Source organism: Halorientalis salina (assembly GCF_005049285.1).
In the GTDB taxonomy this organism is placed as follows: Archaea; Halobacteriota; Halobacteria; order Halobacteriales; family Haloarculaceae; genus Halorientalis; species Halorientalis salina.
Genome location: NZ_SOSC01000009.1, coordinates 1 through 24,497, shown reverse-complemented (window position 1 = coordinate 24,497; position 24,497 = coordinate 1). Strand labels below are relative to the sequence as shown.

28 protein-coding genes and 2 tRNA genes are annotated in these 24,497 nt (G+C 65.1%); 17 read left to right on the top strand and 13 right to left on the bottom strand.

Going from position 1 to position 24,497, the window contains the following annotated elements:
• The first annotated feature begins 52 nt into the window (after window positions 1–52).
• The 4 genes from E2481_RS14535 to E2481_RS14520 are packed head-to-tail and all read left to right on the top strand — an operon-like array spanning window position 53 to window position 3,215.
• Window positions 53–541 carry a hypothetical protein gene (locus E2481_RS14535; protein ID WP_136717883.1) on the top strand — a complete coding sequence of 163 codons (489 nt, stop codon included), beginning with the start codon at window positions 53–55 and terminating at the stop codon, window positions 539–541.
• Window positions 538–2,391: a hypothetical protein gene (locus E2481_RS14530; RefSeq protein ID WP_136717882.1), complete on the top strand. Its 1,854-nt coding sequence runs from the start codon at window positions 538–540 to the stop codon at window positions 2,389–2,391. The genes E2481_RS14535 and E2481_RS14530 overlap by 4 nt, the downstream gene beginning before the upstream one ends.
• Before the next feature lie 37 nt (window positions 2,392–2,428).
• Window positions 2,429–2,998 (top strand): hypoxanthine/guanine phosphoribosyltransferase, encoded by a 570-nt coding sequence (hpt, locus tag E2481_RS14525; protein ID WP_136717881.1) that lies wholly within the window; start codon window positions 2,429–2,431, stop codon window positions 2,996–2,998.
• Window positions 2,999–3,005: 7 nt separating this feature from the next.
• Window positions 3,006–3,215 (top strand): hypothetical protein, encoded by a 210-nt coding sequence (locus tag E2481_RS14520; protein ID WP_136717880.1) that lies wholly within the window; start codon window positions 3,006–3,008, stop codon window positions 3,213–3,215.
• A gap of 215 nt (window positions 3,216–3,430) precedes the next feature.
• On the opposite strand, the gene E2481_RS14515 is transcribed toward E2481_RS14520, so the two are convergent.
• The 3 genes from E2481_RS14515 to E2481_RS14505 all read right to left on the bottom strand — a co-directional run bounded on the left by E2481_RS14515 (window position 3,431) and on the right by E2481_RS14505 (window position 4,805).
• Window positions 3,431–3,505: transfer RNA gene (locus E2481_RS14515), tRNA-Met, on the bottom strand.
• Window positions 3,506–3,558: 53 nt separating this feature from the next.
• Complete coding sequence (locus E2481_RS14510; protein WP_136717879.1) at window positions 3,559–4,026, bottom strand: GtrA family protein; 468 nt, start codon at window positions 4,024–4,026, stop codon at window positions 3,559–3,561.
• A 2-nt stretch (window positions 4,027–4,028) separates the two neighbouring features.
• Window positions 4,029–4,805, bottom strand: coding sequence for a glycosyltransferase (locus E2481_RS14505; RefSeq protein ID WP_136717878.1), 777 nt, complete (start codon window positions 4,803–4,805; stop codon window positions 4,029–4,031).
• Between the two features lie 109 nt (window positions 4,806–4,914).
• Between E2481_RS14505 and E2481_RS14500 the strand changes: the two genes are divergently transcribed.
• On the top strand, window positions 4,915–7,290 hold the full coding sequence (locus E2481_RS14500) for a DUF2298 domain-containing protein (protein WP_136717877.1): 2,376 nt from the start codon (window positions 4,915–4,917) through the stop codon (window positions 7,288–7,290).
• Window positions 7,291–7,314: 24 nt separating this feature from the next.
• Here E2481_RS14500 and E2481_RS14495 read toward each other — a convergent pair whose 3' ends face one another.
• Window positions 7,315–7,572 (bottom strand): HAH_0734 family protein, encoded by a 258-nt coding sequence (locus E2481_RS14495; RefSeq protein ID WP_136717876.1) that lies wholly within the window; start codon window positions 7,570–7,572, stop codon window positions 7,315–7,317.
• Window positions 7,573–8,416: 844 nt separating this feature from the next.
• On the opposite strand from E2481_RS14495, the gene E2481_RS14490 reads away from it, so the two are divergent.
• The 7 genes from E2481_RS14490 to E2481_RS14460 all read left to right on the top strand — a co-directional run bounded on the left by E2481_RS14490 (window position 8,417) and on the right by E2481_RS14460 (window position 12,176).
• On the top strand, window positions 8,417–8,695 hold the full coding sequence (locus tag E2481_RS14490; protein WP_136717875.1) for a 50S ribosomal protein L44e: 279 nt from the start codon (window positions 8,417–8,419) through the stop codon (window positions 8,693–8,695).
• 2 nt (window positions 8,696–8,697) lie between these two features.
• On the top strand, window positions 8,698–8,871 hold the full coding sequence (locus tag E2481_RS14485; protein WP_136717874.1) for a 30S ribosomal protein S27e: 174 nt from the start codon (window positions 8,698–8,700) through the stop codon (window positions 8,869–8,871).
• A 6-nt stretch (window positions 8,872–8,877) separates the two neighbouring features.
• Window positions 8,878–9,678 (top strand): translation initiation factor IF-2 subunit alpha, encoded by an 801-nt coding sequence (locus tag E2481_RS14480; RefSeq protein WP_136717873.1) that lies wholly within the window; start codon window positions 8,878–8,880, stop codon window positions 9,676–9,678.
• Window positions 9,679–9,699: 21 nt separating this feature from the next.
• Window positions 9,700–9,882 carry an RNA-protein complex protein Nop10 gene (locus E2481_RS14475; RefSeq protein WP_136717872.1) on the top strand — a complete coding sequence of 61 codons (183 nt, stop codon included), beginning with the start codon at window positions 9,700–9,702 and terminating at the stop codon, window positions 9,880–9,882.
• Window positions 9,883–9,887: 5 nt separating this feature from the next.
• On the top strand, window positions 9,888–10,643 hold the full coding sequence (locus E2481_RS14470; RefSeq protein ID WP_136717871.1) for a proteasome assembly chaperone family protein: 756 nt from the start codon (window positions 9,888–9,890) through the stop codon (window positions 10,641–10,643).
• A gap of 151 nt (window positions 10,644–10,794) precedes the next feature.
• On the top strand, window positions 10,795–11,391 hold the full coding sequence (locus E2481_RS14465) for a J domain-containing protein (RefSeq protein ID WP_256867905.1): 597 nt from the start codon (window positions 10,795–10,797) through the stop codon (window positions 11,389–11,391).
• A 44-nt stretch (window positions 11,392–11,435) separates the two neighbouring features.
• Window positions 11,436–12,176 (top strand): metallophosphoesterase, encoded by a 741-nt coding sequence (locus tag E2481_RS14460; protein ID WP_136717869.1) that lies wholly within the window; start codon window positions 11,436–11,438, stop codon window positions 12,174–12,176.
• Here the strand turns inward: E2481_RS14460 and E2481_RS14455 are convergent.
• A complete protein-coding gene (locus E2481_RS14455) occupies window positions 12,168–13,424 on the bottom strand; it encodes an NAD(P)/FAD-dependent oxidoreductase (protein ID WP_136717868.1) in 1,257 nt (418 codons plus the stop codon). The genes E2481_RS14460 and E2481_RS14455 overlap by 9 nt on opposite strands.
• A 153-nt stretch (window positions 13,425–13,577) precedes the next feature.
• On the opposite strand from E2481_RS14455, the gene ctaD reads away from it, so the two are divergent.
• From ctaD to E2481_RS14440, 3 genes are read left to right on the top strand one after another with little or no spacing between them, the layout of a single operon-like run.
• Window positions 13,578–15,422, top strand: a complete 1,845-nt coding sequence (gene ctaD / locus E2481_RS14450; RefSeq protein ID WP_250137836.1) for a cytochrome c oxidase subunit I — start codon at window positions 13,578–13,580, stop codon at window positions 15,420–15,422.
• A 51-nt stretch (window positions 15,423–15,473) separates the two neighbouring features.
• Window positions 15,474–16,664, top strand: a complete 1,191-nt coding sequence (locus E2481_RS14445) for a threonine synthase (protein ID WP_136717867.1) — start codon at window positions 15,474–15,476, stop codon at window positions 16,662–16,664.
• A 9-nt stretch (window positions 16,665–16,673) separates the two neighbouring features.
• A complete protein-coding gene (locus E2481_RS14440; RefSeq protein WP_136717866.1) occupies window positions 16,674–17,369 on the top strand; it encodes a LysE family translocator in 696 nt (231 codons plus the stop codon).
• Here E2481_RS14440 and E2481_RS14435 read toward each other — a convergent pair.
• Window positions 17,366–18,109, bottom strand: a complete 744-nt coding sequence (locus E2481_RS14435) for an HD domain-containing protein (RefSeq protein WP_136717865.1) — start codon at window positions 18,107–18,109, stop codon at window positions 17,366–17,368. The two genes, E2481_RS14440 and E2481_RS14435, sit on opposite strands and share 4 nt — an antisense overlap.
• Window positions 18,110–18,438: 329 nt before the next feature.
• On the opposite strand from E2481_RS14435, the gene E2481_RS14430 reads away from it, so the two are divergent.
• The gene (locus tag E2481_RS14430; RefSeq protein WP_136717864.1) at window positions 18,439–19,164 is read left to right on the top strand and encodes a GNAT family N-acetyltransferase; all 726 of its coding nucleotides are present in this window, start codon (window positions 18,439–18,441) and stop codon (window positions 19,162–19,164) included.
• Window positions 19,165–19,170: 6 nt separating this feature from the next.
• Here the strand turns inward: E2481_RS14430 and E2481_RS14425 are convergent, their stop codons facing one another.
• Window positions 19,171–19,833 carry a DUF502 domain-containing protein gene (locus E2481_RS14425; RefSeq protein WP_136717863.1) on the bottom strand — a complete coding sequence of 221 codons (663 nt, stop codon included), beginning with the start codon at window positions 19,831–19,833 and terminating at the stop codon, window positions 19,171–19,173.
• 117 nt (window positions 19,834–19,950) lie between these two features.
• Here E2481_RS14425 and E2481_RS14420 point away from each other — a divergent pair, with 117 nt between their 5' ends.
• A complete protein-coding gene (locus E2481_RS14420; protein ID WP_169302459.1) occupies window positions 19,951–20,418 on the top strand; it encodes a pyridoxamine 5'-phosphate oxidase family protein in 468 nt (155 codons plus the stop codon).
• Window positions 20,419–20,423: 5 nt separating this feature from the next.
• Here the strand turns inward: E2481_RS14420 and E2481_RS18760 are convergent, their stop codons facing one another.
• The 6 genes from E2481_RS18760 to sufB form a co-directional block, all read right to left on the bottom strand.
• A complete protein-coding gene (locus E2481_RS18760; RefSeq protein ID WP_169302456.1) occupies window positions 20,424–20,582 on the bottom strand; it encodes a hypothetical protein in 159 nt (52 codons plus the stop codon).
• 81 nt (window positions 20,583–20,663) lie between these two features.
• Window positions 20,664–20,787 (bottom strand) — tRNA-Gln (locus E2481_RS14415).
• 72 nt (window positions 20,788–20,859) lie between these two features.
• A complete protein-coding gene (locus E2481_RS14410) occupies window positions 20,860–21,291 on the bottom strand; it encodes a metal-dependent transcriptional regulator (protein WP_136717862.1) in 432 nt (143 codons plus the stop codon).
• A 19-nt stretch (window positions 21,292–21,310) separates the two neighbouring features.
• Complete coding sequence (locus tag E2481_RS14405; protein ID WP_136717861.1) at window positions 21,311–21,790, bottom strand: ferritin-like domain-containing protein; 480 nt, start codon at window positions 21,788–21,790, stop codon at window positions 21,311–21,313.
• A gap of 322 nt (window positions 21,791–22,112) precedes the next feature.
• Window positions 22,113–23,324, bottom strand: a complete 1,212-nt coding sequence (gene sufD, locus E2481_RS14400; RefSeq protein WP_136717860.1) for a Fe-S cluster assembly protein SufD — start codon at window positions 23,322–23,324, stop codon at window positions 22,113–22,115.
• A 15-nt stretch (window positions 23,325–23,339) separates the two neighbouring features.
• Window positions 23,340–24,497 (bottom strand): Fe-S cluster assembly protein SufB (sufB, locus tag E2481_RS14395; RefSeq protein ID WP_136717859.1); only part of this gene is annotated, 1,158 nt, incomplete at its 5' end.

Here is a 24,497-nt window from a genome sequence, read left to right as displayed (position 1 = left end):
TCGGCAAACCCGGACAATACTTTTATACGACACATCTACGAGAGGACAGGTAATGAACCTCGCGTCCCGCAGTCCGCTCGTCGCTGGTGCGATCATCGTGCTCGGGACACTCGTCGCTGCGCCGGGATTGGGGGTCGTCGACATCGAACGATCCCAGCAGTCTACACCCGATGTCGGGACGGGGAACGTGACGGTCGCGAACGCCTCGCTCCCGTCGACTGCTCGATTCCAGCAGGGGAGTTACGGTTCCGGGACCTACTATCTCGAGGTTCCCGAGACCGAGGTCGAGTTCGAGAGCGTCACGGGCCGGCCGGTCCTGAACTACAAACTGAACGTGCCGGCGCTGAGTTACAGCCGGCAATCGGTCTACTTCGTCGAATCCGGGACCGAGCGGCGGACGCTGACGGTCGAACGGGACACGTTCCCGCCGGAGACGTTCTCGCAGACGGAATACACCGGGGAACTGGTGCTCACGCTGCGAGCGAACGGGACCGAGCGCGTGCTCGCGAACCGCACCGTTACCGTCGAGGTCCGCGAATGAGCACGCGGAACCGGTTTTCGCTGCGCGGACTGTCCGCCCGTGGCAGCGCCATCGGTCGACTCGTCGGTCGTGCCGTCTTCGGCGACAGGCGAGGACTCGCGCTCTTTTTGGGTGGGCTCTGTTTCTTCGGCCTCTACTGGCGGATCGGGGTGTTCATCACGGACACCAACGCCATCGCGAACACGCTGGTCAACGTCGCCGACGGCCATCTGTACATAACCGAGGCCCCGTACGGGGGCGGCCGCGAAGCGCCCGGGACGTACCGCGCGGACGGCAGAGCCTACGGGCGAAACTACGGCATCGTCTTTTTCGCACTGCCGGTGCTCTGGGCGTTCGAGGCCCTCGCGACGGTTCTCGCACCGTCGGTCGTCGTCTTCGCACTCTGGAGCCTCGTTCTGGTCGGGTTCGCGACGACGGTCGGCCGACTCCTCGACCGCGATTGGATCGTCGTCGGTGGCAGCGGACTGGCCGTCGTTGCCTTCCTGACGAACCTCGGTGTCGCGACTCCCCTCGCGGAATCGCTGTATCCGATCTTCGCGTTACAGGTCGTGACGCTGCTTGCCACAGCGCTTACCGGCGTCGTCCTCTACCGACTGGTCGCTGAACTGTACGACGCACGGGTGGGACTCATGGCAGGTGCGGCGACGGTTCTGGGGACCCCGGTCGCGTTCTGGGCTTCGATACCGAAGCGACACTCGTTCACCGCGCTGCTCCTGGTCACTGTGGTGTACGCCCTCTATCGGAGCCGACGGCGGACCGACCACTCCGCTTCGTTCCGCGCGCTCGCCTACGCCGCAGTGGGGATTATGGCCTGGATACACGCTGCAGAGGCTCTGCTCCTGTTTGTCCCGCTCGTGGCCATCGACGTGGCGACTGCCCCCTCGAACGATCGACGGACGCTCGGCCTCGTGGCTCTCGCTTTCCTCGTCTCACTGCTTCCATTCTTCCTGACGAACCTCCTTGTCTCGGGAAACCCAGTCCAACCGCCGCGAATGCTCACCCCGTTCGACCAGGCTCCGGGCGATCTCGATCTGAGCGGGGGTGGTGGTGGCGGAATTCCGATTCCGGTCGTGGGCACCGGCGTTGATATCGCCCTGACGTTCGGGTCCCTGCTCTGGGACGGTGTCGTCGTCAGCGTCACGGAGCCGATCCGGCTGTACCAGACGTTCATCCGTTCAGGGTTTCTCTCCGGTGTCGCCTCTGGAGACGGCCTCGAAGCGATCAACCTCACCATGTTGGAGTCGGCTCCGCTCGTTGGTGGGCTCCTCGGAATCCCGCTAGCTATCGCCCACTCGCTGCGGGGGGAGACGACGACACGGCTCCGTCGACACGTCCGGACGCCGGTCGGGGCGACCGATTGCTACGTGCTCGCGTGTGCGATCCTCTTCAGCCTCTTGTACGTCCCGAAGCTCCCGATCCACGCGCAGGTCACGGTCCGGTACCTCCACCCACTCTTTCCCCTTTCGATCTACGCGCTCGTCCGGGTTCCGGCCGTCCGCGGCGCACTCGACGTCCACTGGCCGACGGCGCTCTGGACCTTTGCCGGAACGGTCTTCGTCGGCAGCCAACTCGTCGTCGCCTACCTCGGCCTGACGAACCCGGGACTCGGCGAGGCTGTCCAGTTCCACGCGCTCCTCGCGATCGCGACCGGCACCCTGCTGGGGCTCTGGGTCGTCGCCAGGTCGCTCTCGACGACTGTCCCGGATCGTGCTGGAGCCATCGCTCTCGGATTGACAACGGGCGTCGGAACCGTCTTTACGCTCCTTTCCGGGCTGGTCTATTTCGCGTCCGCCGGCGGGTTCGCGCTGCCGGCGATGGGCGTTCTGAGCGAATTCCTCGCGCTCGTGTGACGCGTATCTTTTTATCATCGGCGGTAAAGCGGGCGGTATGGACCGATTGCAGCAGTCGCTGCGTGACGCCCCCATCATCGAGAAAAACGGCTACCAGTACTTCGTCCACCCCATCAGCGACGGCGTCCCGATGCTCCGTCCGGAACTGCTCCGGGAGATCGTCATCAAGATCATCCGCAAGGCGGAACTCGAAGACGTCGACAAGATCGTCACCCCCGCTGCGATGGGCATCCACATCTCCACCGCCGTCTCGCTGATGACCGACATCCCCCTCGTCGTCGTCCGCAAGCGCCACTACGGCCTCGACGGCGAGGTCTCGCTTTCGCAGGTCACCGGCTACTCCGAGAGCGAGATGTACATGAACGACGTCTACGAGGGCGACCGCGTCCTCCTCATCGACGACGTGCTCTCGACCGGCGGCACCCTCAAGGCCCTCTGTGGCGCGCTCGAAGAGATCGGCGCTGACATCGGCGACATCGTCACCGTCATCAAGAAGGTCGGCGGCGAGAACGCCCTCGACGGCACCGGATACGAACCGAAGACGCTCATCAACGTCGACGTCGTCGACGGGGAAGTCGTCATCGTCGACGAAACCGGCGACGACTGACCGCCGCATGGACTCACGGTACGGCCTGTTCGTCCTCTGTCTCCTCGGCCTGGGGAGTTTCGGCTTCGTCGCCGCCCGTTCGCCAGCCACGGCCATAGGACCGATTCGTGACCACCTCCTCGCCGTCGCCGCCGGCGGTCTCCTCGCTATCGTCTGTGCCCTCGGCCTGACCGCCCTCTGGTTCGTGTCCTGGCAACGCGCTCGACAACGTGAGTGACCGTCGGCCAGGAACGAGTTTGTAGAACGCCTGATCAACGACGACGTAACTCGTCGGCCACGGTCTCTGACGGTAGAACATTGCGGGAGGTGGATTTGAACTACGCGAAACGCTCGCTACGCTCGCGTTTCTCTACTTCAAATCACCGTGACCCTACTTACAGGCTCACTGGTGCCGCAGAGCCGAGACTCTGCGGCGAATTGTTCGCTGAAAAGTAGCGGGAGGTGGATTTGAACCACCGGTCTGCGGGTTATGAGCCCGCCGGAATCTCCTGGCTATCCCATCCCGCTACCTTTCTGTAACCCCGACCTCCCATTAAGGGTTGTGATTCGGAAGCCGTCTGTTACTTATCCTCGGTGTGGCTCGTGTGGACACGCCACGTCAGCAGGCTCTCGAACACGAAGTTCACGACGAAGCCGACGCCGATCCCGACGGCGTTGGCGATCGGCACCCAGATTCCGAACCAGCCGTTCAGCGCCAGCAACACGCCCGTTGCCACCGCGACTCCGCCGGTCCGGACGACGTTCGAGGTCACGAACCGCCGAGCCAGCGACAGGAGTTCGGCCTCGCCCCAGCGCTCGAAGGTCCACCGCTCGTTCAGCGCGAACATCACGATAATGGCCGTCTCGGCGCTGGCCAGTTTCGCCCACAGCGTCGGGACCGCGAACCCGACCGTCAGTGCCGTGATGACCATGGTGTCGACGACGAAACCGACGACGCCGACCGAGACGAACCGCCCGAATCGCATCCCCGACGCGATCGCTCGCAGTCGCGCCCGGACGAGTCCGAAAAGCGAGTAGTCGTCGCTCATGGTTACATCTCGGCGTCGTCTCGGTCGATCAGCGCCGGCTGCTCCTCGCGACTCGCAGCGATGGCGTTGTGCAACCGACTGTCCCTGAGCTGCTTTGCCCGATGCCGTGCGACGAACAGTGCCCGACCCATCGACAGCGTCGTCCGAACCGGCGAAACCGTCGACCCCGGCTGGTCCTCCCAGTCGATCGGGACCTCCGCGATGCGCTGGTTCACCGCCGCTGCCATCGCGATGAGTTCGATATCCCAGGCGAAACCGGGTTCGTAGATGTGTCCCCGGACCTGGTCCCAGGCCGCTGCCGAGATCGCTTTCGCCCCGCACTGGAAATCGTGCAGGTCGACTTCCAGCAACAGCCGACCGAGAAAGGCGAACCCGTCCCCGAGATACCGCCGTGCCAGTGTCTGGTGACTGTGGATCGTCGCGTCGGGATGCCGACGCGAGCCGACCGCCAGATCTGCCTCGTCGGTCACCACCGGCTCGACCACCGACGCCATCGAATCGGCGGGCGTACTCCCGTCGGCGTCGGCGAAGGCCAGCACGTCGGTTTCCAGGGCCTCGAACCCGGCCGTGATGGCCGCTCCTTTCCCCCGTCGATACGGTGAAACACCGACCGTGACGGGGAGCCGCTCCAGTTGCGCGACGACGCCGTCGGCGGGAACGTCGATTTCGACCCGGATTTCGGCGGGGTCGAGGCGCTCGTGGAGGGCGGTGACGTACGTCGATACCCGCTCGATATCGGGCCGGAACGCCGGCACGACGATACCAAGGGACCGACTCATTGGTGGGAGAAACCGGGTGGGAGTGTAAAAACTGTTCGACTTCTCACGTCTCCCCGCGACGGGTACCGAGTCACAAAAGGTATAGGGTCGGCCATACCTCTCTCGGGTGATGGAATACGGCCTCGTCGCGCTCTGGTTGGTCGTCTACCTCGCCCTCCTGCTGGCCGGCGTCCCGATCGCAGCGACCCTCCTCCCACGGCTGGCCGACCGCGGGATGGGCGTCGCGCTCCCTATCTCCGCGGCGATACTCTGGATCGTCGGCTACTGGGTCGGCCGGCTCTCGCTCTCGGTGGCCGTCTGGGTCGGCCTCGTGTTGCTGTTCGGCCTCGTCGTCGGACTCGTCTGGGTCCGGGACATCGAACTCGACCGCCGAGTGCTCGCCGAGACGGTCGGCGTGTTCACCGTCGCTTTCTGCGTTCTCGTGGCGATGCGGGCCGTCGATCCGGCGGTGCATCCGGCCGGCGGCGAGAAGTTCCTCGATTTCGGCCTCCTGAAATCGCTGCTGCGTGCCGAGACCCTGCCGCCCGAGGACATGTGGTTCGCCGGCGAACCGGTCAGCTACTACTACGGCGGTCACCTGCTGGTCTCGCTGTTGACTCGGCTGACCGGCACCGCACCGCAGTACGCGTACAACCTCGGACTCGCCGGGTTCTACGCCATGCTCGTGACCGCCGCCTACGGCCTCGCGGGGTCGATCGCAGCCCACCGGGACAGTCCCCGGTGGCTCGGTGGCCTGTTCGGGGCCTTCTTCGTCGGGTTCGCCAGCAACCTCTCGACGCCCGGCCAGTTCGTCGTCTGGCTGTTGCCCGACGGCGTCGCCGGCTTCGTTGCCGGCCTCTTCTCGATCCCCGTCGAGGGCCTGGCGAACTCGCTGGGCGACTTCGGCTACTGGGGTGCCAGCCGCATCATCGAGGGCACCATCAACGAGTTCCCGTTCTTCGCCTGGCTGAACGGCGACCTGCACGCCCACATGATGAGTACGCCGTTTCTCCTGCTTGTCGCCGCGCTCCTCTTCGGGTACTACCGCACGCCCGAGTCCGAGCGCACGCGTCGTCGGCTGCTCGTGTTGGGGACGCTCCCGCCGCTCGCCGGCATGCTCGCGGTCGTCAACACCTGGTCGTTCCCGAGCGTCGGCGGCCTCACGCTGCTGACGCTGTACCTCGCCCCGACCGACCCGCGCACGTTGTTGCCGTCGGCGTTGACAGAGCGGCTCCGCCGACCAGGGAACTGGGCGGGCGAGGAACTCACCCGTTTGCTGACGGCCGGGGCGTTCGGCGCGTTCGTCGTCGTCGGCGGCGTCGTCCTGTCGCTGCCGTTCTGGTTCGGTACCGCCAGCGGCCGCGGCCTCGGGTTGTTCCCCCAGCGGAGTCCGCTCGGTCCCTTGTTGCTCGTCCACGGGACGTTCCTGCTCGTGTTCGTTCCGTACCTCCTCAGGCACGCGCTCCCCCGTCTGCAGCGCAGGGGGCGGCTCGGCGTCATGCTCCTGCTCGTCGTCGCCATCAGCGTCGTGACCAAGGCGGCCGTCGTCGCGTTGGTCGCACCCCTTATCGGCGTCGTCTGGGCGCTTACGCGAGTCGTTGCCGACCGCCGTGAGACGGTCACAGAGCCGGCACCCGCGGCAGTGGGTGCCGACGGTGGCAGCGACGGCACCGACCCGGACGAGACGGGTGGCGGCCCGAAAGCGGGAACTGCACCGTCCATGCCGGGCTTCGAGGCGGTGTTACTCGTCGCGGGCGCGGGACTGGTCCTGCTCGTCGAGTTCGCGTACGTCCAGGAACAGGCCGGACCCGGCCGGATGAACACGGTGTTCAAGACCTACATGCAAGTGTGGGTGCTCTGGGGCGTCGCCGCTGGCGTGGCCCTGGCCCACCTCGTCTGGCAGCACAAACCGTCTCTCGCGCTCAGCGGCGGCCGGTGGAAACCGGCCTTCGCGATCTTCGCCGTCCTGCTGATCGCCGGGAGCGGGATCTACGGTACGCTCGCGCTCACCGACCACTTCACGGCCGAGGGACCGATGAGCCAGACCGACGACCCGACGCTCAACGCGACGCGGTTCGTCGAGACCACCCACGCCGACGAGGCGCCGGCGATCCGCTGGCTCGACGCCCGCGAGGGCCGAAGGACCATCACCTCAGCGCCCGGCGGCTATCAGTGGAACGCGGGTGCCGGTCGCGGCGCGAGCGCGGCGGCCAGTCTCACGGGGCACCCGACCGTCATCGGCTGGCACCACGAGGTCGGCTACCGCGGCGAGGACGCCTTCCAGCGCCGGGCGGCCGACGTCCGGACCATCTACTCCGGTGAGCCGGCCGAACAGGCCGAACTGCTCGCCGAGTACGACGTGTCGTACATCTACCTCGGGCCGGCCGAGCGGGTGACCTACGGTCCCACGAACTTCGCGGACGTACAGGGCGTGACCGTCGAAAAGCAGTGGGACGAGGTGACGATATACAGCGTCGAGCAGGACGAGCTCGCGGTCAGTGATTGACGCGGAAAAAAGGGCGGGAGCCGATCAGGTGAAGGACTTCGCGACGACCTCGATGGCGTCGGCGTCGGTGTCCTCGGTTTCGAGGTGGTTCGGGATGTAGTTGCGGCGCTGGTAGTCGTCGTACTCCTCCTCTTTGCCGATGGTACACCACAGCTGGACGCGCTCGGGGCCGTGCCACTCACCCTGGCGTGCGATGGCAAAACAGACGTACTCCTCACCGTCGTACTCGATGACGGCGTTCTTCCGGATGCCGGGGTCCCCGTGGACGATGAGCTGTTTCATGCCCGAGCGTTCGCAAGACCGTCCATTAAGCGCTTCGAAGCCACCTTTTTCTGCGTCGGGTGGCCTCACTTCGTTCGGCCACCACTCCTTGAAAAACGTCTGCAGAAATCGAAGATTTCTGCCGGGCTCACGAGCGCGCGGCGCTCGTGAACGTGGGCGAAAAAGGCCGCGAGTCGCGCCGAAGGCGCGCTCGCGGTGAACCGCGCTCGCTTCGCTCGCACGGATGCTTGGACCGCAACAGCACTCAATAGGTCTGGCAACTGGATCGTTCCCATTACTGACTGCTCACTGCGTCTGCGGATCGACCACCGAGAAATTCACTACGCGACGGTTAGAAAAACGTCATATAACAGGTATTTTTACTCGTATTCGGCTAGGGCAATACATGGAGAGAGATACGAGCATGGTCCGTGCATTTGGTAAGAACATATTGTCCCTCTTCTTTTCGCTCTTTGTCGCTACTATCGTGATCGTGCCCCTCGAAGAGAGTCCTGAACCAGGGAGCCTACCGAGACTGGTTCAGGTCATTGTTTTCTTTTCTGTATATACTCTCCTCTATTTGTGGGATTCCGGGCACCTGTGAGCATAAATCAACCTCATCTACTGGCTCACCTGTCTGCTGGATGAATGGCCTGTACTGACTACCAGCATCCGCGCGCCTACGGCGCGCGGTTCACTGAACGCGAGCGGAGCGAGCGTTCAGCCTTTTTCACCCATGTTTTTGCGAGGAGCGGTTCGCGCTCCGCGCGAACCCGACGAGGAAAAAGATGGGAGCAAAAAGATGGTCGTAAAACCAAACGGGTTTTAGTGGGGACTCTCATACGAGGAACTAAGGTAGATATCTATGCAGATGCCACGCCGATTTAACACGTACTGTCCGCACTGCAACGAGCACCAGGAAATCGAGGTCGAGAAGGTCCGAACCGGTCGCCAGACCGGGATGAAGTGGATCGATCGACAGCGCGAGCGCAACTCCGGTATCGGGAACGACGGGAAGTTCTCGAAGGTCCCTGGTGGAGACAAGCCCACGAAGAAGACCGACCTGAAGTACCGCTGCTCGGAATGCGGGAAGGCTCACCTCCGCGAAGGATGGCGCGCCGGCCGACTGGAGTTCCAGGAGTAACCATGGCGGGGAACTTCTTCAGCGTCGAGTGCCCGGACTGTGAGAACGAACAGACCGTCTTCGGGAAGGCCGCGACCGAGGTCACCTGTGCGGTGTGTGGCCACACGCTGGCCCGCCCGACCGGTGGCCTCTCGGCCATCGAAGGCGAAATCGTTGAGACCGTCGAGGCACGATAAGCCCACATGAAGTACAGTGGCTGGCCAGAACCCGGCGAGTTAGTCGTCGGACGCATCGACGAGATCGAGGATTTCGGTGTGTTCGTCGACTTGGACGAGTACGAGGACAAGCGCGGCCTCTGTCACATCAGCGAGGTCGCCTCGGGATGGATCAAGAACGTCCGCGACCACGTCAGCGAAGGCCAGACGGTCGTCGCCAAGGTGCTGGAGGTCGACGAGGACGCCCAGCAGATCGACCTCTCGATCAAGGACGTCAACAACCACCAGCGCAAGGACAAGATCCAGGAGTGGAAAAACGAGCAGAAGGCCGACAACTGGATGGCCGTCGCCTTCGGCGAGGACATGGATGACGAGCAGTACGGAGCCATCGCCAACGAGTTCCTCGCGGCCTTCGGCTCGATGTACGACGGCTTCGAGCAGGCCGCCATCCACGGCCACGAGGCCCTCGAAGAGACCGACCTCTCCGAGGAGGAGATCGACGCCATCGTCGAGACCGCGCGCGAGAACGTCTCGGTGCCGTACGTCAACGTCACCGGCTACGTCGACCTGCAGTGTCCGGGCTCCCAGGGCGTCGAGGTCATCCAGGACGCTCTGCAGGCCGCGGAGGGCAACGGGGAGATCCCCGACGAGGTCGAACTGGAGGTCACGTACGTGGGTGCGCCCGAGTACCGAATCAAGGTGAAAGCGCCCGACTACAAGACCGCCGAGAGCCACCTCGAAGAGAGCGCGGACCGCGCCAGCGCGGTCGTCGCCGAACACGGCGGCAGCGGCGAGTACCACCGCGAGCGCAACACCGACGAGGAGTAATTCCGTCGGTCCGTTTTTCACATGAAATCCGACATCCGCGTCTGCTCGGCCTGGGAGTCGACCCACGAGCGGCCGGTGTACACGCTGGGTGAGACCTGTCCGGAGTGTGGGGCGCAGGCGGTAAACAGCGCGCCCGCGCCGTTCGATCCGGCGGACCCCTACGGAAAACATCGACGCGCTATTAAGCGGCGCAACCGCGACTAATCGGTATGGACGAATTCGAGACCGAGCGACTCGCGGACCCGGAGCTTTCGGACCCGGTACTGATCGAGGGCCTGCCGGGCGTCGGGCACGTCGGGAAACTCGCCGCCGAGCATCTTCTGGAGGAACTCGACGGCGAACCGGTCCGGAAGGTGTACTCCCAGCACTTCCCGCCACAGGTCAGCCTCGACGAGGGGCAGTCGGAACTGGCCAACGCAGAGTTCCACGCCGTCCACACCGAGCAGGGCCAGGACCTGCTGGTGTTGACCGGCGACCACCAGGCACAGGACAACCGCGGGCACTACAAACTGACAGACCGCTTCCTCGACGTGGCCGAGGAGTTCGGCGTCGAGCGCGTGTTCGCCCTGGGCGGCGTGCCGACGGGGGAACTCATCGAGGAGTACGACGTGCTCGGTGCGGCGACGACCGGCGAGCTCGCCGCCGACCTCGAAGACGTGGGTGTCGAGTTCCGCGAGGACGAACCGGCTGGCGGCATCGTCGGCGTGAGCGGCCTCCTGCTGGGACTGGGCGGCCGTCGCGGGTTCGGGTCGGCCTGCCTGATGGGCGAGACCAGCGGCTACCTCGTCGACCCCAAGAGCGCCCAGGCGGTCCTGACGGTGTTGCAGGACCTCGTCGGGTTCGAGGTCGACTTCGGTTCGCTCGAGGAGCGGGCCGAGGAGATGGAGGAAGTCGTCCGGAAAATCCAGGAGATGGAACAGGGCTCGCCGACGCCCTCGGACGAGGACCTCCGATACATCGGCTGATACGGATTGTTGTAACTTGTTACCGGTACGACCGCCGGACGGCGGACGGTCGATACCGAACTGACTCACAACAGTCCGTATGAGGGACCGGTCGACTCGGTCCGGCGTCGACTCCGAGACATTCTTTATCGACGGCTTCCTATCCTCAGGCGTGCTTCCGGAGGCGCTGGAGACGCTGCCGCGGTGGGTGATCGACGGGGCACTCCTCGGCGTCGTGCTCAGTCTGGTCGTCGCCGGCCTCTTTTACGTGATGGTCCGCTATTTTCCCGGCGAGCGCCCTCGCGAGAAGCGGACGACCGACAGCGAGACGCGTCGCCGGGCGGAGATGCGCGACTACTTAGACGCCATCGGTGAGCAGTACGCGGAGGGCCACTTCGTCGAGGGCCAACACGTCGCCTTCTACCTCCCCAAGCGGGACGTGGCCATCACCTTCGACGCGCGGGCGTACTACCGTATCGCCCACTCCGAGACCGAACCGGTGCTCGTCGAACACGAACTGCCCGGCGTGGCGCTTGGCTATCGCCTCCCCTTCGAGACGCCCGATGTCGACTTCGACGGCGAGGACGCCCTCGACCCCAGCGAGGCGGCCTACGCCGCGCTCGGTCTTCCGACCGGAGCGTCGGTCGAAGACGTCAAGGGTGCCTACCGTGAGCGGGTTAAGGAGGTCCACCCGGACCACGGGGGCGACGAAGACGAGTTCAAGCGGTTGCGCGAGGCGTACACGACGGCCAAGAAACACGCGAGCTGACGCGGACGGCAGACATTTACACGCCGAACCCCGACCCCCGCCCGATGGACGCACCGCTCCGCGACCGGGCCGTGTTGCTCGGGGACACGCTGGTCTGTGCCGACCTGCACGTGGGGAAGGGTCGGAGCTCGAACGTCCAGGTCCCGCTGGGCGAACGCGACCACCTGGTCGAGCGACTCGCCGCGCTGTGCGACCGGTACGACCCCGCTGAAGTCGTCTTCGCCGGCGACCTGCTCCACTCTTTCGACCGCGTCCCCTCGCTGGCCGAGGACACGGTGACGGCGCTCGCGCGAACCTGCCGCGACGCCGGTGCCCGGGCGGTCGTCACGCCGGGCAACCACGACACGATGCTCGACGTGGTCTGGGACGGGCCCACCGAACACGAGTACGTCGTCGACGGCGTCGAATGGGTGCCGGGAGCGGGGTCGACGAACGACGAGCGCGGCGACGGTGGCCCGGTCGTGGTCTGTCACGGCCACGGCGAACCGGGGACCGACGCGGCGCTGTACGTCGTCGGCCACGACCACCCCACGATCACGATCGAGGGGCAGAAGTGGCACTGTTATCTCTACGGCGAGAACGCGTTCCGGGGCGCGGACGTGCTCATGCTTCCGGCGTTCACCAAATTGGTCAAGGGCGTCTCGATCAACCGTCGGTACGGGACGGCCGCGCTCAATTCGCCGCTCGTGACCGACCTCGACCGGTTCCGCCCCATCGTGTGGGACGAGTCGGTCGAGGAAACGCGCCGGTTCCCGCCGCTCGGGGAGTTCCGGGAGTTACTGTAGAAGGGTTTCGGCGGCCACGCGACCGCTTTCGAGCGCGCCCTGGATCGACGACCACTGGGTGTAATCGCCGGCGAGGACGACCGGTCCGTCCGGGGCGTCCACGTCCGGGAGGTCGCGGCGGAAGCCCGGTGGCTGATCGAACTGCCCGACGTCGATGTGGTCGGTGTGGAGCAGGTCGAGATCGTCGAATCGCCGCTCCGGGTACCACTGGCCCAGCACCTCGCGAACGCGGGCCGCGAGTGCCTCATCCGATTCGTCGGGCGTCCCGAGCCAGGTCGCCGACAGCAGGGTCCGGTCGTCGGGCGCGTACTCGGGTGCGACGTTCGAGAGCGGGACGACCTGATTCGGCTCGCCGTCGCGCGCGTTGAGCACGATCTTCTTCCCGGTGTCGAGTTTGATGTGGCCAGGCAGCCCGTAGTACTGGGTGACACAGCCTTTCGTCCCGGTCGGGACGCTCTCGACGCCGGTCAGATCCGCCGCAGTAGGGGGATCGGTGGCGACGACGGCCCCGTCGACGGTGTGTGTCTCGCTCCCGGTTGCGACCGTGGCCGTCGAACCGTCCGCGGCGTCGACGCTCTCGACGGTGGTGCCGAGCTCGATGGTCGCGCCGGCCGCGCGGGCCCGGTCGGCGAGTTGCTCGGTGATGGCACCCATCCCGCGGGCCGGGATGGCGGTTCGGCCCTCCCGGAGCATCTTGAAGGTGTACCGGAAGACGCCGGCGTCGACCGACAGCGACCGGTCGAGCGTGATCCCGCCGTAGAACGGGGCGGCGAAGTTGTCGAGGAACTGCTGGGAGAAGCCCCGCTCGCGGAGGTACGACTCGATGGTTTGCTCCGCCCCGTCGAAACAGTCCGCGGGGTCGAGCCCCGTCAGCTCGCGGCCGAGCGAGAACAGGCGCAGTTTGTCGCCGAAGGTCACGTCGGGATTGAAGATCGTATCGGAGAGGTCCCCGAGACTCCGCGGTTCGGCCAGGACCGAGCGTCGGCCGGGTTTGGCGATGGTCGCGCCGCCGGTGAAATACCGGAGGTCGAGGTCGTCGTAGTCCAGTTCCCGCTGGGCGGCGGGGTAGGCCGTAAAGAGGACCTGGAACCCGCGGTCGAAGACGTAGCCGTCCTCGCGGACGGATCGGACCCGGCCACCGACTCCCTCGCGCGCTTCGAGCAGCGTCACGTCCACGCCGTCCGCCGCGAGGCGGCGCGCAGCGACCAGTCCCGCCAGTCCGCCGCCGACGACCACGACACGTGTCATGTCCGTCGCTTGGGACCCCGACCACTAAACGACAGCGGGGTCGGCCCGGCGACCGCGACACAAGCCGTTCTTACTTGAGGTACGTCGAGCGTAGCGAATCCCGGATCCGATTTGCCGGTAAATAACTAACCGGCGACCGTCCCAGGCCCCGATATGGCGGTGTCTCCGCTGATACTGACGGCGGCGGTGATGGGGATCTTCCTGTTGGTCATCGCGTTCTGGCTCGACTATCGGGTCGCCGACCGGTCCTACAGCGTTCTCGGACTCGATCGGATCGAAACGCCCGACACCGCGCTGGACGACGTCAGCGTGTACGGCGAGGGTTCGGAGGTGGAACAGCAGGAGAAGCCGAGCGGGCTGATCCGCTGGCTGACGACCGTCGATCACAAGGACATCGGCCTCATGTACGGTGTCTACGCGCTCGTCGCGTTCGTCTGGGGCGGCATCGGGATCGTCATCATGCGTGCCGAACTGGTGACGCCGACCGAGGCGATCATCGACGCGAGTCTCTACAACGCCCTGCTCACCAGCCACGGCATCACGATGCTGTTTCTCTTCGGGACGCCCATCATCGCGGCCTTTGCCAACTACTTCATCCCGCTTTTGATCGGTGCGGACGACATGGCGTTCCCCCGCATCAACGCCATCGCTTTCTGGCTGTTGCCTCCCGGTGCCGTGCTCATCTGGGGCGGCTTCCTCATTCCCGGCGTCACTGCGGCACAGACGTCCTGGACGATGTACACGCCGCTGTCGGTCGAACAGCCCCAGGCCGGTGCCGACATGCTGCTGCTTGGCCTGCACCTGACCGGCGTCTCGGCGACGATGGGGGCGATCAATTTCATCGCGACCATCATCACCGAACGTGGCGAAGACGTCTCCTGGGCGGATCTGGACCTGTTTTCCTGGACGATGCTCACGCAATCGGCCATCATCCTGTTCGCGTTCCCGCTTTTGGGGAGCGCGCTCATCATGCTCCTGCTGGATCGGAACTTCGGCACTGCCTTCTTCGCAGTCGATGGGGGTGGCGGCCCCATCCTCTGGCAACACCTGTTCTGGTTTTTCGGCCACCCCGAGGTATACATTCTCGTGTTGCCGCCGATGGGTCTGATCAGTTACATCCTGCCGCGCTTTTCCGGACGCCGGTTGTTCGGGTTCAAGTTCGTCGTCTACTCGACGCTGGCCATCGGCGTCCTCTCCTTTGGCGTCTGGGCCCACCACATGTTCTCGACGGGTATCAACCCGGAACTGCAGGTGAGCTTCATGGCCATCTCGCTGGCCATCGCGATACCGAGCGCCGTCAAGGTGTTCAACTGGATCACGACGATGTGGAGCGGGCGGCTCCGCCTGACGACGCCGATGCTGTTCTGTATCGGCTTCATCTCCAATTTCATCCTCGGCGGCGTCACCGGCGTGTTCCTCGCGGCGGTTCCCGTCAACCGCCTCGTCCACGACACCTACTACGTGGTCGGGCACTTCCACTACATCGTGATGGGCGCGATCGGCTTCGCCGCCTTCGCGGGCATCTACTACTGGTTCCCCATCTTCACGGGCCGGATGTACCAGCGCACGCTCGGGAAGTGGCACTTCTGGTTCTCGATGGTGGGCACCAACGTCGCCTTCTTCGCCATGTTACTGCTGGGGTACGTCGGGATGCCGCGCCGATACGCCGGCTACGAGGTCGGTGTCGCCCCCCAGCAGCTGTTGACTAACCTCCACAGGGCGGCCACACTCGGTGCCCTGCTGTTGCTCATCGGCCAGATCATCTTCGTCTGGAACGTCGTCCAGTCCTGGCTCGAAGGCCCCGAGGTCGACCCGGACCCCTGGAACGTCAAGGAAAAATCGCCCGCCCTGTACGGCCGCGAGTACGACTGGCACGAACAGCGCCTGGAGACCGCCATCGCCGACGGGGGCGAGGAGTCGTCCGACGACGAACCGGGGCCGGAGCCGCCTGCCAACGAACCAGGCGCGGACGAGACCCGGAGCCCTGACGACGACTGACCCGGCGGCGAATCCGCAGAGATTAGTCCGTGGCGTCCCGAGACGCCGAGCATGGATACGTCCCCCGCGGTCCGCGGACTCGTTTGTATGGACTGTGCGGCCGCGTTCGACCCGGCCGACCAGACACACCGCTGTCCGGACTGCGACGGCTTCCTCACCGTCGAGTACGACCTCGATAGCGTCGACGTCACGGCCGACGAACTCGCCGACCGGCGGTTCGAGGGCCTCGCTCGGTACGCGGAACTGCTCCCCCTCTCCCGCGAGACACTGGTTTCGATGGGCGAGGGGACCACACCGCTGGTCGAGTGTCCGACGCTGGCCGAGGCGTGGGGCGTCGGTCAGGTGTACGTCAAAGACGAGAGCCGCAATCCGACGGGGAGCGTCACCGACCGCGGTCTCGCACTCGCCGTCTCGGCCGCGTGTGCCAACGGTGCAACGGATGTCGCGCTCCCGACGACCGGAACCGCCGGCCAGTCCGCGGCCGCCTACGCCGCCCGCGCGGGGCTCGCCGCTCACGCCTTCGTCCCGGCACGATCACCGCACGGCACCAAGGCGATGATCAACGTCCACGGCGGCGAGATGTCCGTCGTCGGCAGTCGGTTCGACGACGCCGTCGAGGCCTTCGAAGACGCCGCGGCCGAGGAAGACTGGCACTCCGTCGCCGCCTTCGAGACGCCCTACCGCGTTGAGGGCCGGAAGACGCTCGCCTACGAGATCGCCGAGCAACTGGACTGGACGGCCCCAGACGCCGTGGTCTCTCCGACCGGGCAGGGCATCGGCCTCGTCGGCCTGCAGGCCGGTGCGACGGAACTGTCAGCCCTCGGCCTCGTGGACGGGGCACCGGCGCTCTACGCCGCCCAGGCGGAGGGATGTGCACCCATCGTCGAGGCGTTCGAGGACGGCCGGGACGAACACGACCCCGTCGAGACGCCCGACACCATCTGTGGCGACGTGGAGGTCGCCGACCCCGCGGGCGGGTCGCTCGCGCTCGATGCGATCCGGGAGAGCGACGGCGGCGCGGTCGCGACCGAGGACGCGGCGTGTCTGGAGAGCGCCGTCGCGGTCGCCGGGGACGAGGGCGTCGAGGTCGGAGCGGGCAGCGCCCCCGCCGTCAGCGGTGCGCAGGCGCTCGCCGAGGACGGCGAGTTCGACGCGGACGACACCGTCGTCGTCGTCAACACGGTCGCGGCCGACAAGGAGGCCGACGTGCTGCGCAGCCACCTGATGAGCAAGGGGATCTGAGCCGAGAGGATGGCTGCCGGGACTCTCCTCTCGACGCTGGCCGCCGGCGTCGTCTTCGGGGTCGCGCTCGCGGCGCCGCCGGGACCGATGAACGCCATCATCGCCGAGGAGAGCGTCGTCCGTGGCTGGCTCGCCGGCTTCCGGGCCGGCCTCGGGGCGATGACCGCCGACGCCTGTTTCTTCCTGCTGGCGCTGGTCGGCGTCGTCGCCGTCGTGCAGGAACGGCCGACGCTCCGCGCCGCGATGATACTCGCCGGTGGCGTTCTCATGTTGTACTTCGCGTACGGCGCTGTCAGCGACGCCCGCGAGCAGTTCGGTGCGGGAGCGGCCGACGACACTGCGGCGACGACCGGCCGCGGCTTCCGAAAGGCGTTCGTGCTGGCGCTGACGAACCCCTATCAGATCGCGTTCTGGCTGACCGTCGGCGTCGGACTGCTGGAACCTGGAACCGTCGACGTCCTTGCGAAGACGCCGTACGTCGGGTCGGCGCTGTCGGGACTGCTCGTCGTCACGACCGGCAGTCCCGCGCTCGTCGTCGGCCTGTTCGGCGGGATCGTCGCCTGGATTGTCGGCTTCCCGGCGGCGCTCGTGGCCGCTGGGAACCGGGTCGACAGGCTCGCGCCGCTGATCGCCGTCGGGAGCGCCCTCGTTCTCGGCGGCTTCGGCGTCTACTTCCTCGCCGACGGGCTGACAGCGCTGACCTAGTCGTCCGTCTCCGCCTCGGCCTCGGCGTCGAGTTCCTTGGCCATCTCGGGGCTCATCTCGGCGTCGGTGTCGCCCATCATCGCGACCTCGCCTTCCAGCCACTCCTGGAACCACCGCACTCGTTTGAGTCGGCGGTGGACCAGGCTCTCGGCGGCGTCGCTCTCGACGCGCTCGGCCGCGTCCCGGCCGCGTTCGAGCACGCGCCCGACCATCTCGGAGGCGTCCATGTGTGTGCGGGACTCATAGCCCATCCGCAACAGCATCAGAGCCGTCCCGTTCGCACCGATCTTGTCGAGTAAGTCCGCTTCGATGAGACACTGTGTCTCCAGCGGGAGGTCGGTCAGGTCGCCCTGGTAGGAGTGGTCTCGGATTGCGGCACAGACCTCGTCGACGAACGACTGGGGGTAGTCGTCGTGTCGCGTGAGGTACTCGCGGGCGATGCGGGCGCCCTCCTCGGCGTGGACGTCCTGGTCGGCTTCGAGTTTCGCGATGTCGTGAAAGAGCGCGGCGACGCGCGTGACGTCGACGTTCGCACCCTCGACCTCGGCGATGTCGGTCGCCAACTCCACGACGTTCATGATGTGGTTGAACCGGTAGGCCGCGGAGTGCCAGGGGTACCACCGCATCCGCCCGCCTTCTTCCTCGTTTTCGACGCTCGCTTCCAGGTAATCGTGGACGAAAGCCTTCATCTCCTCGAACTCCGCGTCGGAGACGGGCGATTCCCGGATTTCAACACCCACAGAACCACCTCCGCAAATAGCGTTCGTTGTTCATCTTACGGATATAAAGGCGTGTGCGGGTCTTTAGCGTTACGACAGCCCAGAACCGCTCGCCCAGTCGCCGCTACTGTACTGATCTCGACGTGTAACGACGGTATACACGTGCGAATCAATCACTGCTCGTGGCGGTACCGGCGATCCAGGTTGCTCGATTTCGATTCTGTCGGGGAGCCGATACGAGTGAAACCTGGGGTGGCCGCGCGAACAGCGATGTCGTTGACCGGTCCACGTCCGTGCAAATCCTGACGGGCGGACGTAGATTTATGAAACCGACCGTCATACGTGCGGGTATGGAAGTGAGAGAGGCAACTGCCGACGACCAGGCGGCGATTCGGGAGATCGCCAAGCGGTCGCTGGAGGCGTCGTACTCGTTGAGTCCACAGGCGATCGAGAGCGGTATCAGACAGTGGTTCGGTCCCGACGAGTTCGCAGAGAAAATCGAGGACGACGAGATCCTGATTTTCGTCGTCGAACGGAACGGCGAGCCGGTCGCCTTCTCGGAAAACGCGCTCCTCGGAGAGGGCGAAGCGGACCTCCTCTGGTTGCACGTTCACCCCGACTACCGCGGCGAGGGGATCGGTTCGGAACTGTTCGAGACGACCAGAAATCGACTGGAGGACTACGGAGTGACCCACCTTCGTGGTCGCGTGCTCTCGATCAACCAGGCCGGGAACACCTTCTACAAGAACGTGGGCTTCGAGAAGGTCGGCGAGGGCGAAGTGCGGATCGACGACAGTCCCTACACGGAAGCGCTCTACCTCGAAGCCGAACCCGAGGGACTCCAGGCGCTCACTGCCGACGGGGAGACGGTCTACGTGGACCACGATGACGTCGAACGCGGCTCGCTGGCGCCTTTCCACGTCGTCTACGCCGACCAGGACCGCGAGGAAAAATACGGCTACCACTGCTCGAAGTGTGACTCCCTGGCCAACGCGATGGACTCGATGGGCCGGATCGAGTGTGGCCAGTGTGGCAACAGCCGCAAGCCCACCCGCTGGGACGCGTCGTACATGTAACCCCGTTCAGGGCCTGGATTCCGACACGCCGGCCTCGTTTCGTAACTCGGCGAGTTCCTCCTGGCGCTCGGCCATGCCCGTCGTGACGAGCAACCGAACGCCGCGGCGAACGCTCATGTCGAGGGTGTACACCTGATCTTCGGGTGCCATGATGAGGTTGCCGCCCGTCGGATTCGGACTTTTCGGAACGAAGACGTTGTAGACGTCGCCGTCGACCGTCTCCTTGACCTGCGCTGGGCTGTCGCCGGTGACGAATCCCAGCGAGTACAGCCCTTCCCGCGGATACTCCACGAGTACGACGCTCTCGTAGCGACTCGACCGCTCCATGAGCGCGTTCGACACCTGCCGCACGCTCGAATAGATGGTCCGAACCAGCGGAACCAACCCGACCCCGCGGTCCACCCAGCCGAACACCCGTTTTCCGAAACTCCGCTGGGCGACGTAGCCCAACACGACGACGGTGAGGACGATGATCGCCAGCGCCAGCACCTGCGCGACGATGTGGATGTTCGCCGTGTACTGGGCCAGTTGCGTCTCCTGGACTACCGGATCGATGAACGTCGTCAACCAGTTCACGAGGAACTGCAGCACGAACACCGTCACCACGAGCGGAGCCACCAGCGCCAGCCCCGCGATGAAACTGTCCCGCAGTACCTTCCCGACACTCATGCCGGATCCTGTTCCGGTGTCGACAAAAGGGTAGCGCTCGACGCAGGAGAACCTTTGTCGCTCCGTCCCGAAGGGCCCCACGTGACCGACACGGACGACGGACCGCCACCAGAGGAAATCCCTACCGACGACCCCGTCCCGGTTGCCGGCCCCTGGGACCGCTCGGAACTGTCGGCGTTCCTCGACGACGCCGTCGTTCCGATCCGACTGAGTTGTCGGACGCCTTCGGACGGCCTGTGGATGCTCTCGCTGTGGTACCGTTACGAGGACGGCCGGTTCTGGTGTGCGACCGGCGCCGACGCCGATATCGTCCGATTCCTGCGCGAAGACCCCCGCGTCGCCTTCGAGGTATCCGTTAACGAACCCCCCTACCGGGGCGTCCGCGGGCAAGGCACCGTCGCCATCGACCCGGACCCCGAAAAGACCCTGCTTCGCGCCCTGCTGGACCGATATCTCGACGGCACCGATTCACAACTCGCGAGCCGTCTGCTCGATGCCGACCGCGAGGAAGTGACCATTCGCATCGACCCGACGAAAGTCTCGACGTGGGACTACCGCGATCGGATGCCGAAACCCGGCGAGTAGGCAACTCACCCGCCGCTTTGGTTCCCGCGGTTCGAGGCGACGACGTACCGCAAGAAGACGTAGTACAGGGCGACGGCCACGAGACCGAACCCGACTCCGGCCAACGCGTCCACCATCACGTGTAACTGCGTCGGCTCCCCCGCGTGGATGACGATCGAACTCATGCGTTTTTTTCGCTCGTGATTCCGAGTACGTCACGCTGAAATATGAATCCTCCCGTCCGCGAAAACATACGAAATATGTCATAGTCTCGGGCGGATTCGAACCGCCGTCAGGGGCTAACTTCAGAACACACCCCAATGAATACGAATCGACTCTGGGGTATGTTCTTCCAAAGGCCCCTATGATTGGCCACTACACCACGAGACTTCATTTAGGCAATCCGGGCGAACAAGTAAGAGTGTTACTCTTGGCCGGAACCGTGGGACTGAACAGCAATCATCAGTCCGCCGCGTCGACTTCGAGTTCCAGCAGGGCACAGGCGTCGTCTTCGGCGGAGAAGCAGTCGGGGCACTGCGGTTCGCGGTCGATGATGGTGTCGAGGCGCTCGGCGACCGTCTCGTCGATGACTGGTTCGAGCTGTTTGGCCTCGTGGCGGAACTCCTCGACGTCGAGGACTTCGTGGAGGAACCGCTCGATGATGCAGTACGTCTGGAGGGCGTCGCTGGCCTTCCGGATGCCCTCGTCGGTGAGCGTGACGCCCTTGTACTTCTCGTGGTCGAGCAGGTCACGCTCCTCTAGCTTGCCGATCATCTCGTTTGCGCTCGCCGGGCTGACATCGAGCGTCTCGGCAACGCGACCGGTCGACGCCGGGCCGTCCTCCTGTTCCTGAACGAGATAGATCGCCTTCAGATACTGGTCTGCCGTGTTCATGTAAGCCACCCCTGAATACTCATTCTCGTGCCTCCATCAGTTCCGCCACGTCCTCGACGCCGTCGGCCTCGTCGTCGCGAATCGCCGAGAGGGTGTCGAGCAGTCGGTCGCGGTCGATGCTGAACGCCGCGTCCGAGGCCTCGATCGCGCCGATCAGGTCGTCGTAGAACTTGTACGCCGTCTCCTCGTTACAGAGCTGATCGTAGAGGACGCCGTCGAAGTCCGATTCGGCCTCGTACTGGGCCGCGACGAGTTCCTTGATCTGCTCGAAGGGGATCGTCTCGGCCTCCAGTTCGTCGATCAGCGCTTCGAGTCGGTCCCGGTGGTCGGCGGACTCGGCCGCGGCCTCGTCGAGTAGCGCTTCGAGTTCCGGATCGGTCACGTCGAGCGTCTTGGCGTGTTCGCCCGCTCGCGCCTCGACGACCTCTTCGAGCACGATCCCGATCTGGAGGAGTCGTGCGAGCTGGTGGTCCGACGCCACGGGTTGCTGGACGCTCACGCCGTCGCCACCTCGTCGTCGACCTGTACCGCTGGCATGTTCCACACTCGGGTAGGCGGGACCTTAAGTCCCTTGTCACACATCGGCGTGTCCATTTCGTCGAAAATCGGGGTGCGAGGCGCGTTCGTTCGTGGCGACTTCGTCACCACGCTACTCGCGAAGACGCCGTCAGGCTGACGCCTGACGAGCCCCCCCTCGTAACGCCAAGGCGTTACTCGCGGAGACGCCGGGAGAGCAACGCTCTCCCGAGCCGTTCGTGAGTAGTGCTCCGCACTACTCACGGGCCTCCGGCCCGTTCGTTCGTGGCGTCTCCGATGCCACGCTACTCACGAAGACGCTTCGCGATGAGCTCTTCGAGATCGTCGCTGAGTTCGTCGACCGCAACTTCGTCCAGGACGGGCACGAAGAACCCTTCGACGAGCATGTTCCGCGCGACTTCCGGCGGGATCGACCGGGAGGTCATGTAGAACATGTCCTGCTCGTCGACCTGCCCGACCGTCGCGGAGTGGCTCGCTTCGGTGTCGTGGTTGTTGATGATGAGCTTCGGCGACGCGTCGGCCTCGCTCTCGTCGGAGAGCATCAGCGTGTTCTCACGCTGGTAGGAGCTGGTGTCCCAGGCCTCGCGGCCCACGTCCTGGACGCCCTCGTACACCGATCGCGCCGTGTCGTCGAGGACGCCGCGGGTCACGAGGTCCGCGACCGTGTGTTCGGCCTCGTGCCAGACGCGCGAGGCGAGGTCGAAGTGCTGGTCCCCGTGGCCGAAGAAGGCACCGACGATCTTGGACTCCGAGGAGTCGCCGAGCAGTCGCGTCTCGACGTTGGTCTTCGTGAGCCGTGAGCCGATGTTGCCGTCGATCCAGTTGAGGACGCCGTAGGTGTGGGCGTGGCCGCGCTTGACCTGGAAGTTGTAGGTGTCCTCGTCCAGGTTCTGGAGTGCGCCGTACTGGACGTGCGCGTTCTCACCGACGACGGCCTCGACGACGCCGCTGTAGTACTGGTTCCCCTCGACGTCGTCGCCGTTCTCCTGTCGTTCGAGGATCGTCACCGACGAGGACTCCTCGGCGATGACGAGCGTGTAATTGAACAGCGACTGGCTGTTCATCCGGGTCCGAATCTTCACGTCCTCGGCGTCGACGCCCTCGGGAACGTACACGAGGGTCCCGGCCGAGAACAGCGCCGTCGATAGCGCAGTGAGGTAATCGCGCTGCGGGTCGACGACACTCCCGAAGTGCTCTTCGATGACGTCGCCGTGTTCGTCGAGTGCCTCGTCCCACGAGAGCAGTTCGACGCCCTCGGCCTCGACGCGGTCTTTCTCCTGGGCCCGGTCCAGCGGGTCGACGAAGCTCTCGTATTCGAGCGCGTCGAGGTTGGTCCAGTCACGACCCGGCGTGCGAATGACGTCGGGCATGTCGAGGTCGTCGAGCGCGTCGAGCGCTTCCAGACGCGTCTCCAGAAGCCACTCGGGCTCGCCGAGGTCCTCGCTGATCGTCGTTACCTGCTCCTCCGTGAGGTTTGCGTGTACCTGCGTACTCATGATTGCTCCCGGGGGTTACCCGAGACTGCCCTCCATTTCGAGTTCGATGAGGCGGTTGAGTTCGACCGCGTACTCGATCGGTAGTTCCTCGGTGATCGGTTCGATGAAGCCGGCGACGATCATCTGCTTTGCGTCGTCGTCGTCCAGGCCGCGGCTCTGGAGGTAGAACACGTCCTCGTCGCCGATCTTGCCGACGGTCGCCTCGTGGGCGACGTCGACCTGGTTCTCCTGGATCTCCATGTACGGCATCGTGTCCGACGTACTCTCGTTGTCGAACATCAGCGCGTCACACTCCACGCTCGTCGAGGAGTTCTCCGCGCCGTTTGCCATGTGGACGAGGCCGCGGTAGTTCGTGCGGCCGCCGTCCTTCGAGATGGACTTGGACTCGATGGTCGATTTCGTGTCAGGTGCGTTGTGGTAGACCTTCGCACCGGTGTCGATGTTCTGGCCCTCGCCCGCGAAGGCGATGGTGATGTGGTTGTCCGTCGCGCCCGGACCTTTCAGGATGGTCGCCGGGTACAGCATCGTGGCTTTCGAGCCCATGCTGCCCGAGACCCACTCCATCGTCCCATCGGCCTCGACGATAGCTCGCTTGGTGTTGAGGTTGTAGGTGTTCTTCGACCAGTTCTGCACGGTCGAGTACTGAACGTGTGCGTCCTCGCCGACGAACACTTCGACGCCACCGCTGTGAAGGTTGAACGCCGAGTACTTCGGCGCGGAACAGCCCTCGATGTAGTGGACTTCGGAGTTCTCCTCGGCGATGATGAGCGTGTGCTCGAACTGGCCCATCCCCTCGGAGTTCATCCGGAAGTACGCCTGAATCGGCATGTTGACCGTGGTGTCTTCCGGGACGTAGACGAACGAACCGCCCGACCAGATGGCACCGTGGAGCGCCGCGAACTTGTTGTCGCTGGGCGGCACGCACTTGGTCATGAAGTACTCCTTGACCTTCTCTTCGTGGTCACGGACAGCCTTGTCCATGTCACAGAAGATGACGCCTTTTTCCTCCCACTGCTCCTGCATGTTCTGGTAGACGATCTCGGACTCGTACTGGGCGCCAACCCCGGAGAGCGCGTTCTTCTCGGCTTCCGGGATGCCCAGTTTGTCGAACGTGTCCTGGATCTCTTCGGGGAGGTCCTCCCAGTTCTCCGCGCCGCCGCGCGTCTCGATGTC

Coding starts and splice junctions, on each gene's coding strand:
- E2481_RS14535 (WP_136717883.1), top strand. CDS start 53: ATGAACCTCGCGTCCCGCAGTCCGCTCGTCGCTGGTGCGATCATCGTG.
- E2481_RS14530 (WP_136717882.1), top strand. CDS start 538: ATGAGCACGCGGAACCGGTTTTCGCTGCGCGGACTGTCCGCCCGTGGC.
- hpt (WP_136717881.1), top strand. CDS start 2,429: ATGGACCGATTGCAGCAGTCGCTGCGTGACGCCCCCATCATCGAGAAA.
- E2481_RS14520 (WP_136717880.1), top strand. CDS start 3,006: ATGGACTCACGGTACGGCCTGTTCGTCCTCTGTCTCCTCGGCCTGGGG.
- E2481_RS14510 (WP_136717879.1), bottom strand. CDS start 4,026: ATGAGCGACGACTACTCGCTTTTCGGACTCGTCCGGGCGCGACTGCGA.
- E2481_RS14505 (WP_136717878.1), bottom strand. CDS start 4,805: ATGAGTCGGTCCCTTGGTATCGTCGTGCCGGCGTTCCGGCCCGATATC.
- E2481_RS14500 (WP_136717877.1), top strand. CDS start 4,915: ATGGAATACGGCCTCGTCGCGCTCTGGTTGGTCGTCTACCTCGCCCTC.
- E2481_RS14495 (WP_136717876.1), bottom strand. CDS start 7,572: ATGAAACAGCTCATCGTCCACGGGGACCCCGGCATCCGGAAGAACGCC.
- E2481_RS14490 (WP_136717875.1), top strand. CDS start 8,417: ATGCAGATGCCACGCCGATTTAACACGTACTGTCCGCACTGCAACGAG.
- E2481_RS14485 (WP_136717874.1), top strand. CDS start 8,698: ATGGCGGGGAACTTCTTCAGCGTCGAGTGCCCGGACTGTGAGAACGAA.
- E2481_RS14480 (WP_136717873.1), top strand. CDS start 8,878: ATGAAGTACAGTGGCTGGCCAGAACCCGGCGAGTTAGTCGTCGGACGC.
- E2481_RS14475 (WP_136717872.1), top strand. CDS start 9,700: ATGAAATCCGACATCCGCGTCTGCTCGGCCTGGGAGTCGACCCACGAG.
- E2481_RS14470 (WP_136717871.1), top strand. CDS start 9,888: ATGGACGAATTCGAGACCGAGCGACTCGCGGACCCGGAGCTTTCGGAC.
- E2481_RS14460 (WP_136717869.1), top strand. CDS start 11,436: ATGGACGCACCGCTCCGCGACCGGGCCGTGTTGCTCGGGGACACGCTG.
- E2481_RS14455 (WP_136717868.1), bottom strand. CDS start 13,424: ATGACACGTGTCGTGGTCGTCGGCGGCGGACTGGCGGGACTGGTCGCT.
- ctaD (WP_250137836.1), top strand. CDS start 13,578: ATGGCGGTGTCTCCGCTGATACTGACGGCGGCGGTGATGGGGATCTTC.
- E2481_RS14445 (WP_136717867.1), top strand. CDS start 15,474: ATGGATACGTCCCCCGCGGTCCGCGGACTCGTTTGTATGGACTGTGCG.
- E2481_RS14440 (WP_136717866.1), top strand. CDS start 16,674: ATGGCTGCCGGGACTCTCCTCTCGACGCTGGCCGCCGGCGTCGTCTTC.
- E2481_RS14430 (WP_136717864.1), top strand. CDS start 18,439: ATGGAAGTGAGAGAGGCAACTGCCGACGACCAGGCGGCGATTCGGGAG.
- E2481_RS14425 (WP_136717863.1), bottom strand. CDS start 19,833: ATGAGTGTCGGGAAGGTACTGCGGGACAGTTTCATCGCGGGGCTGGCG.
- E2481_RS18760 (WP_169302456.1), bottom strand. CDS start 20,582: ATGAGTTCGATCGTCATCCACGCGGGGGAGCCGACGCAGTTACACGTG.
- E2481_RS14410 (WP_136717862.1), bottom strand. CDS start 21,291: ATGAACACGGCAGACCAGTATCTGAAGGCGATCTATCTCGTTCAGGAA.
- sufD (WP_136717860.1), bottom strand. CDS start 23,324: ATGAGTACGCAGGTACACGCAAACCTCACGGAGGAGCAGGTAACGACG.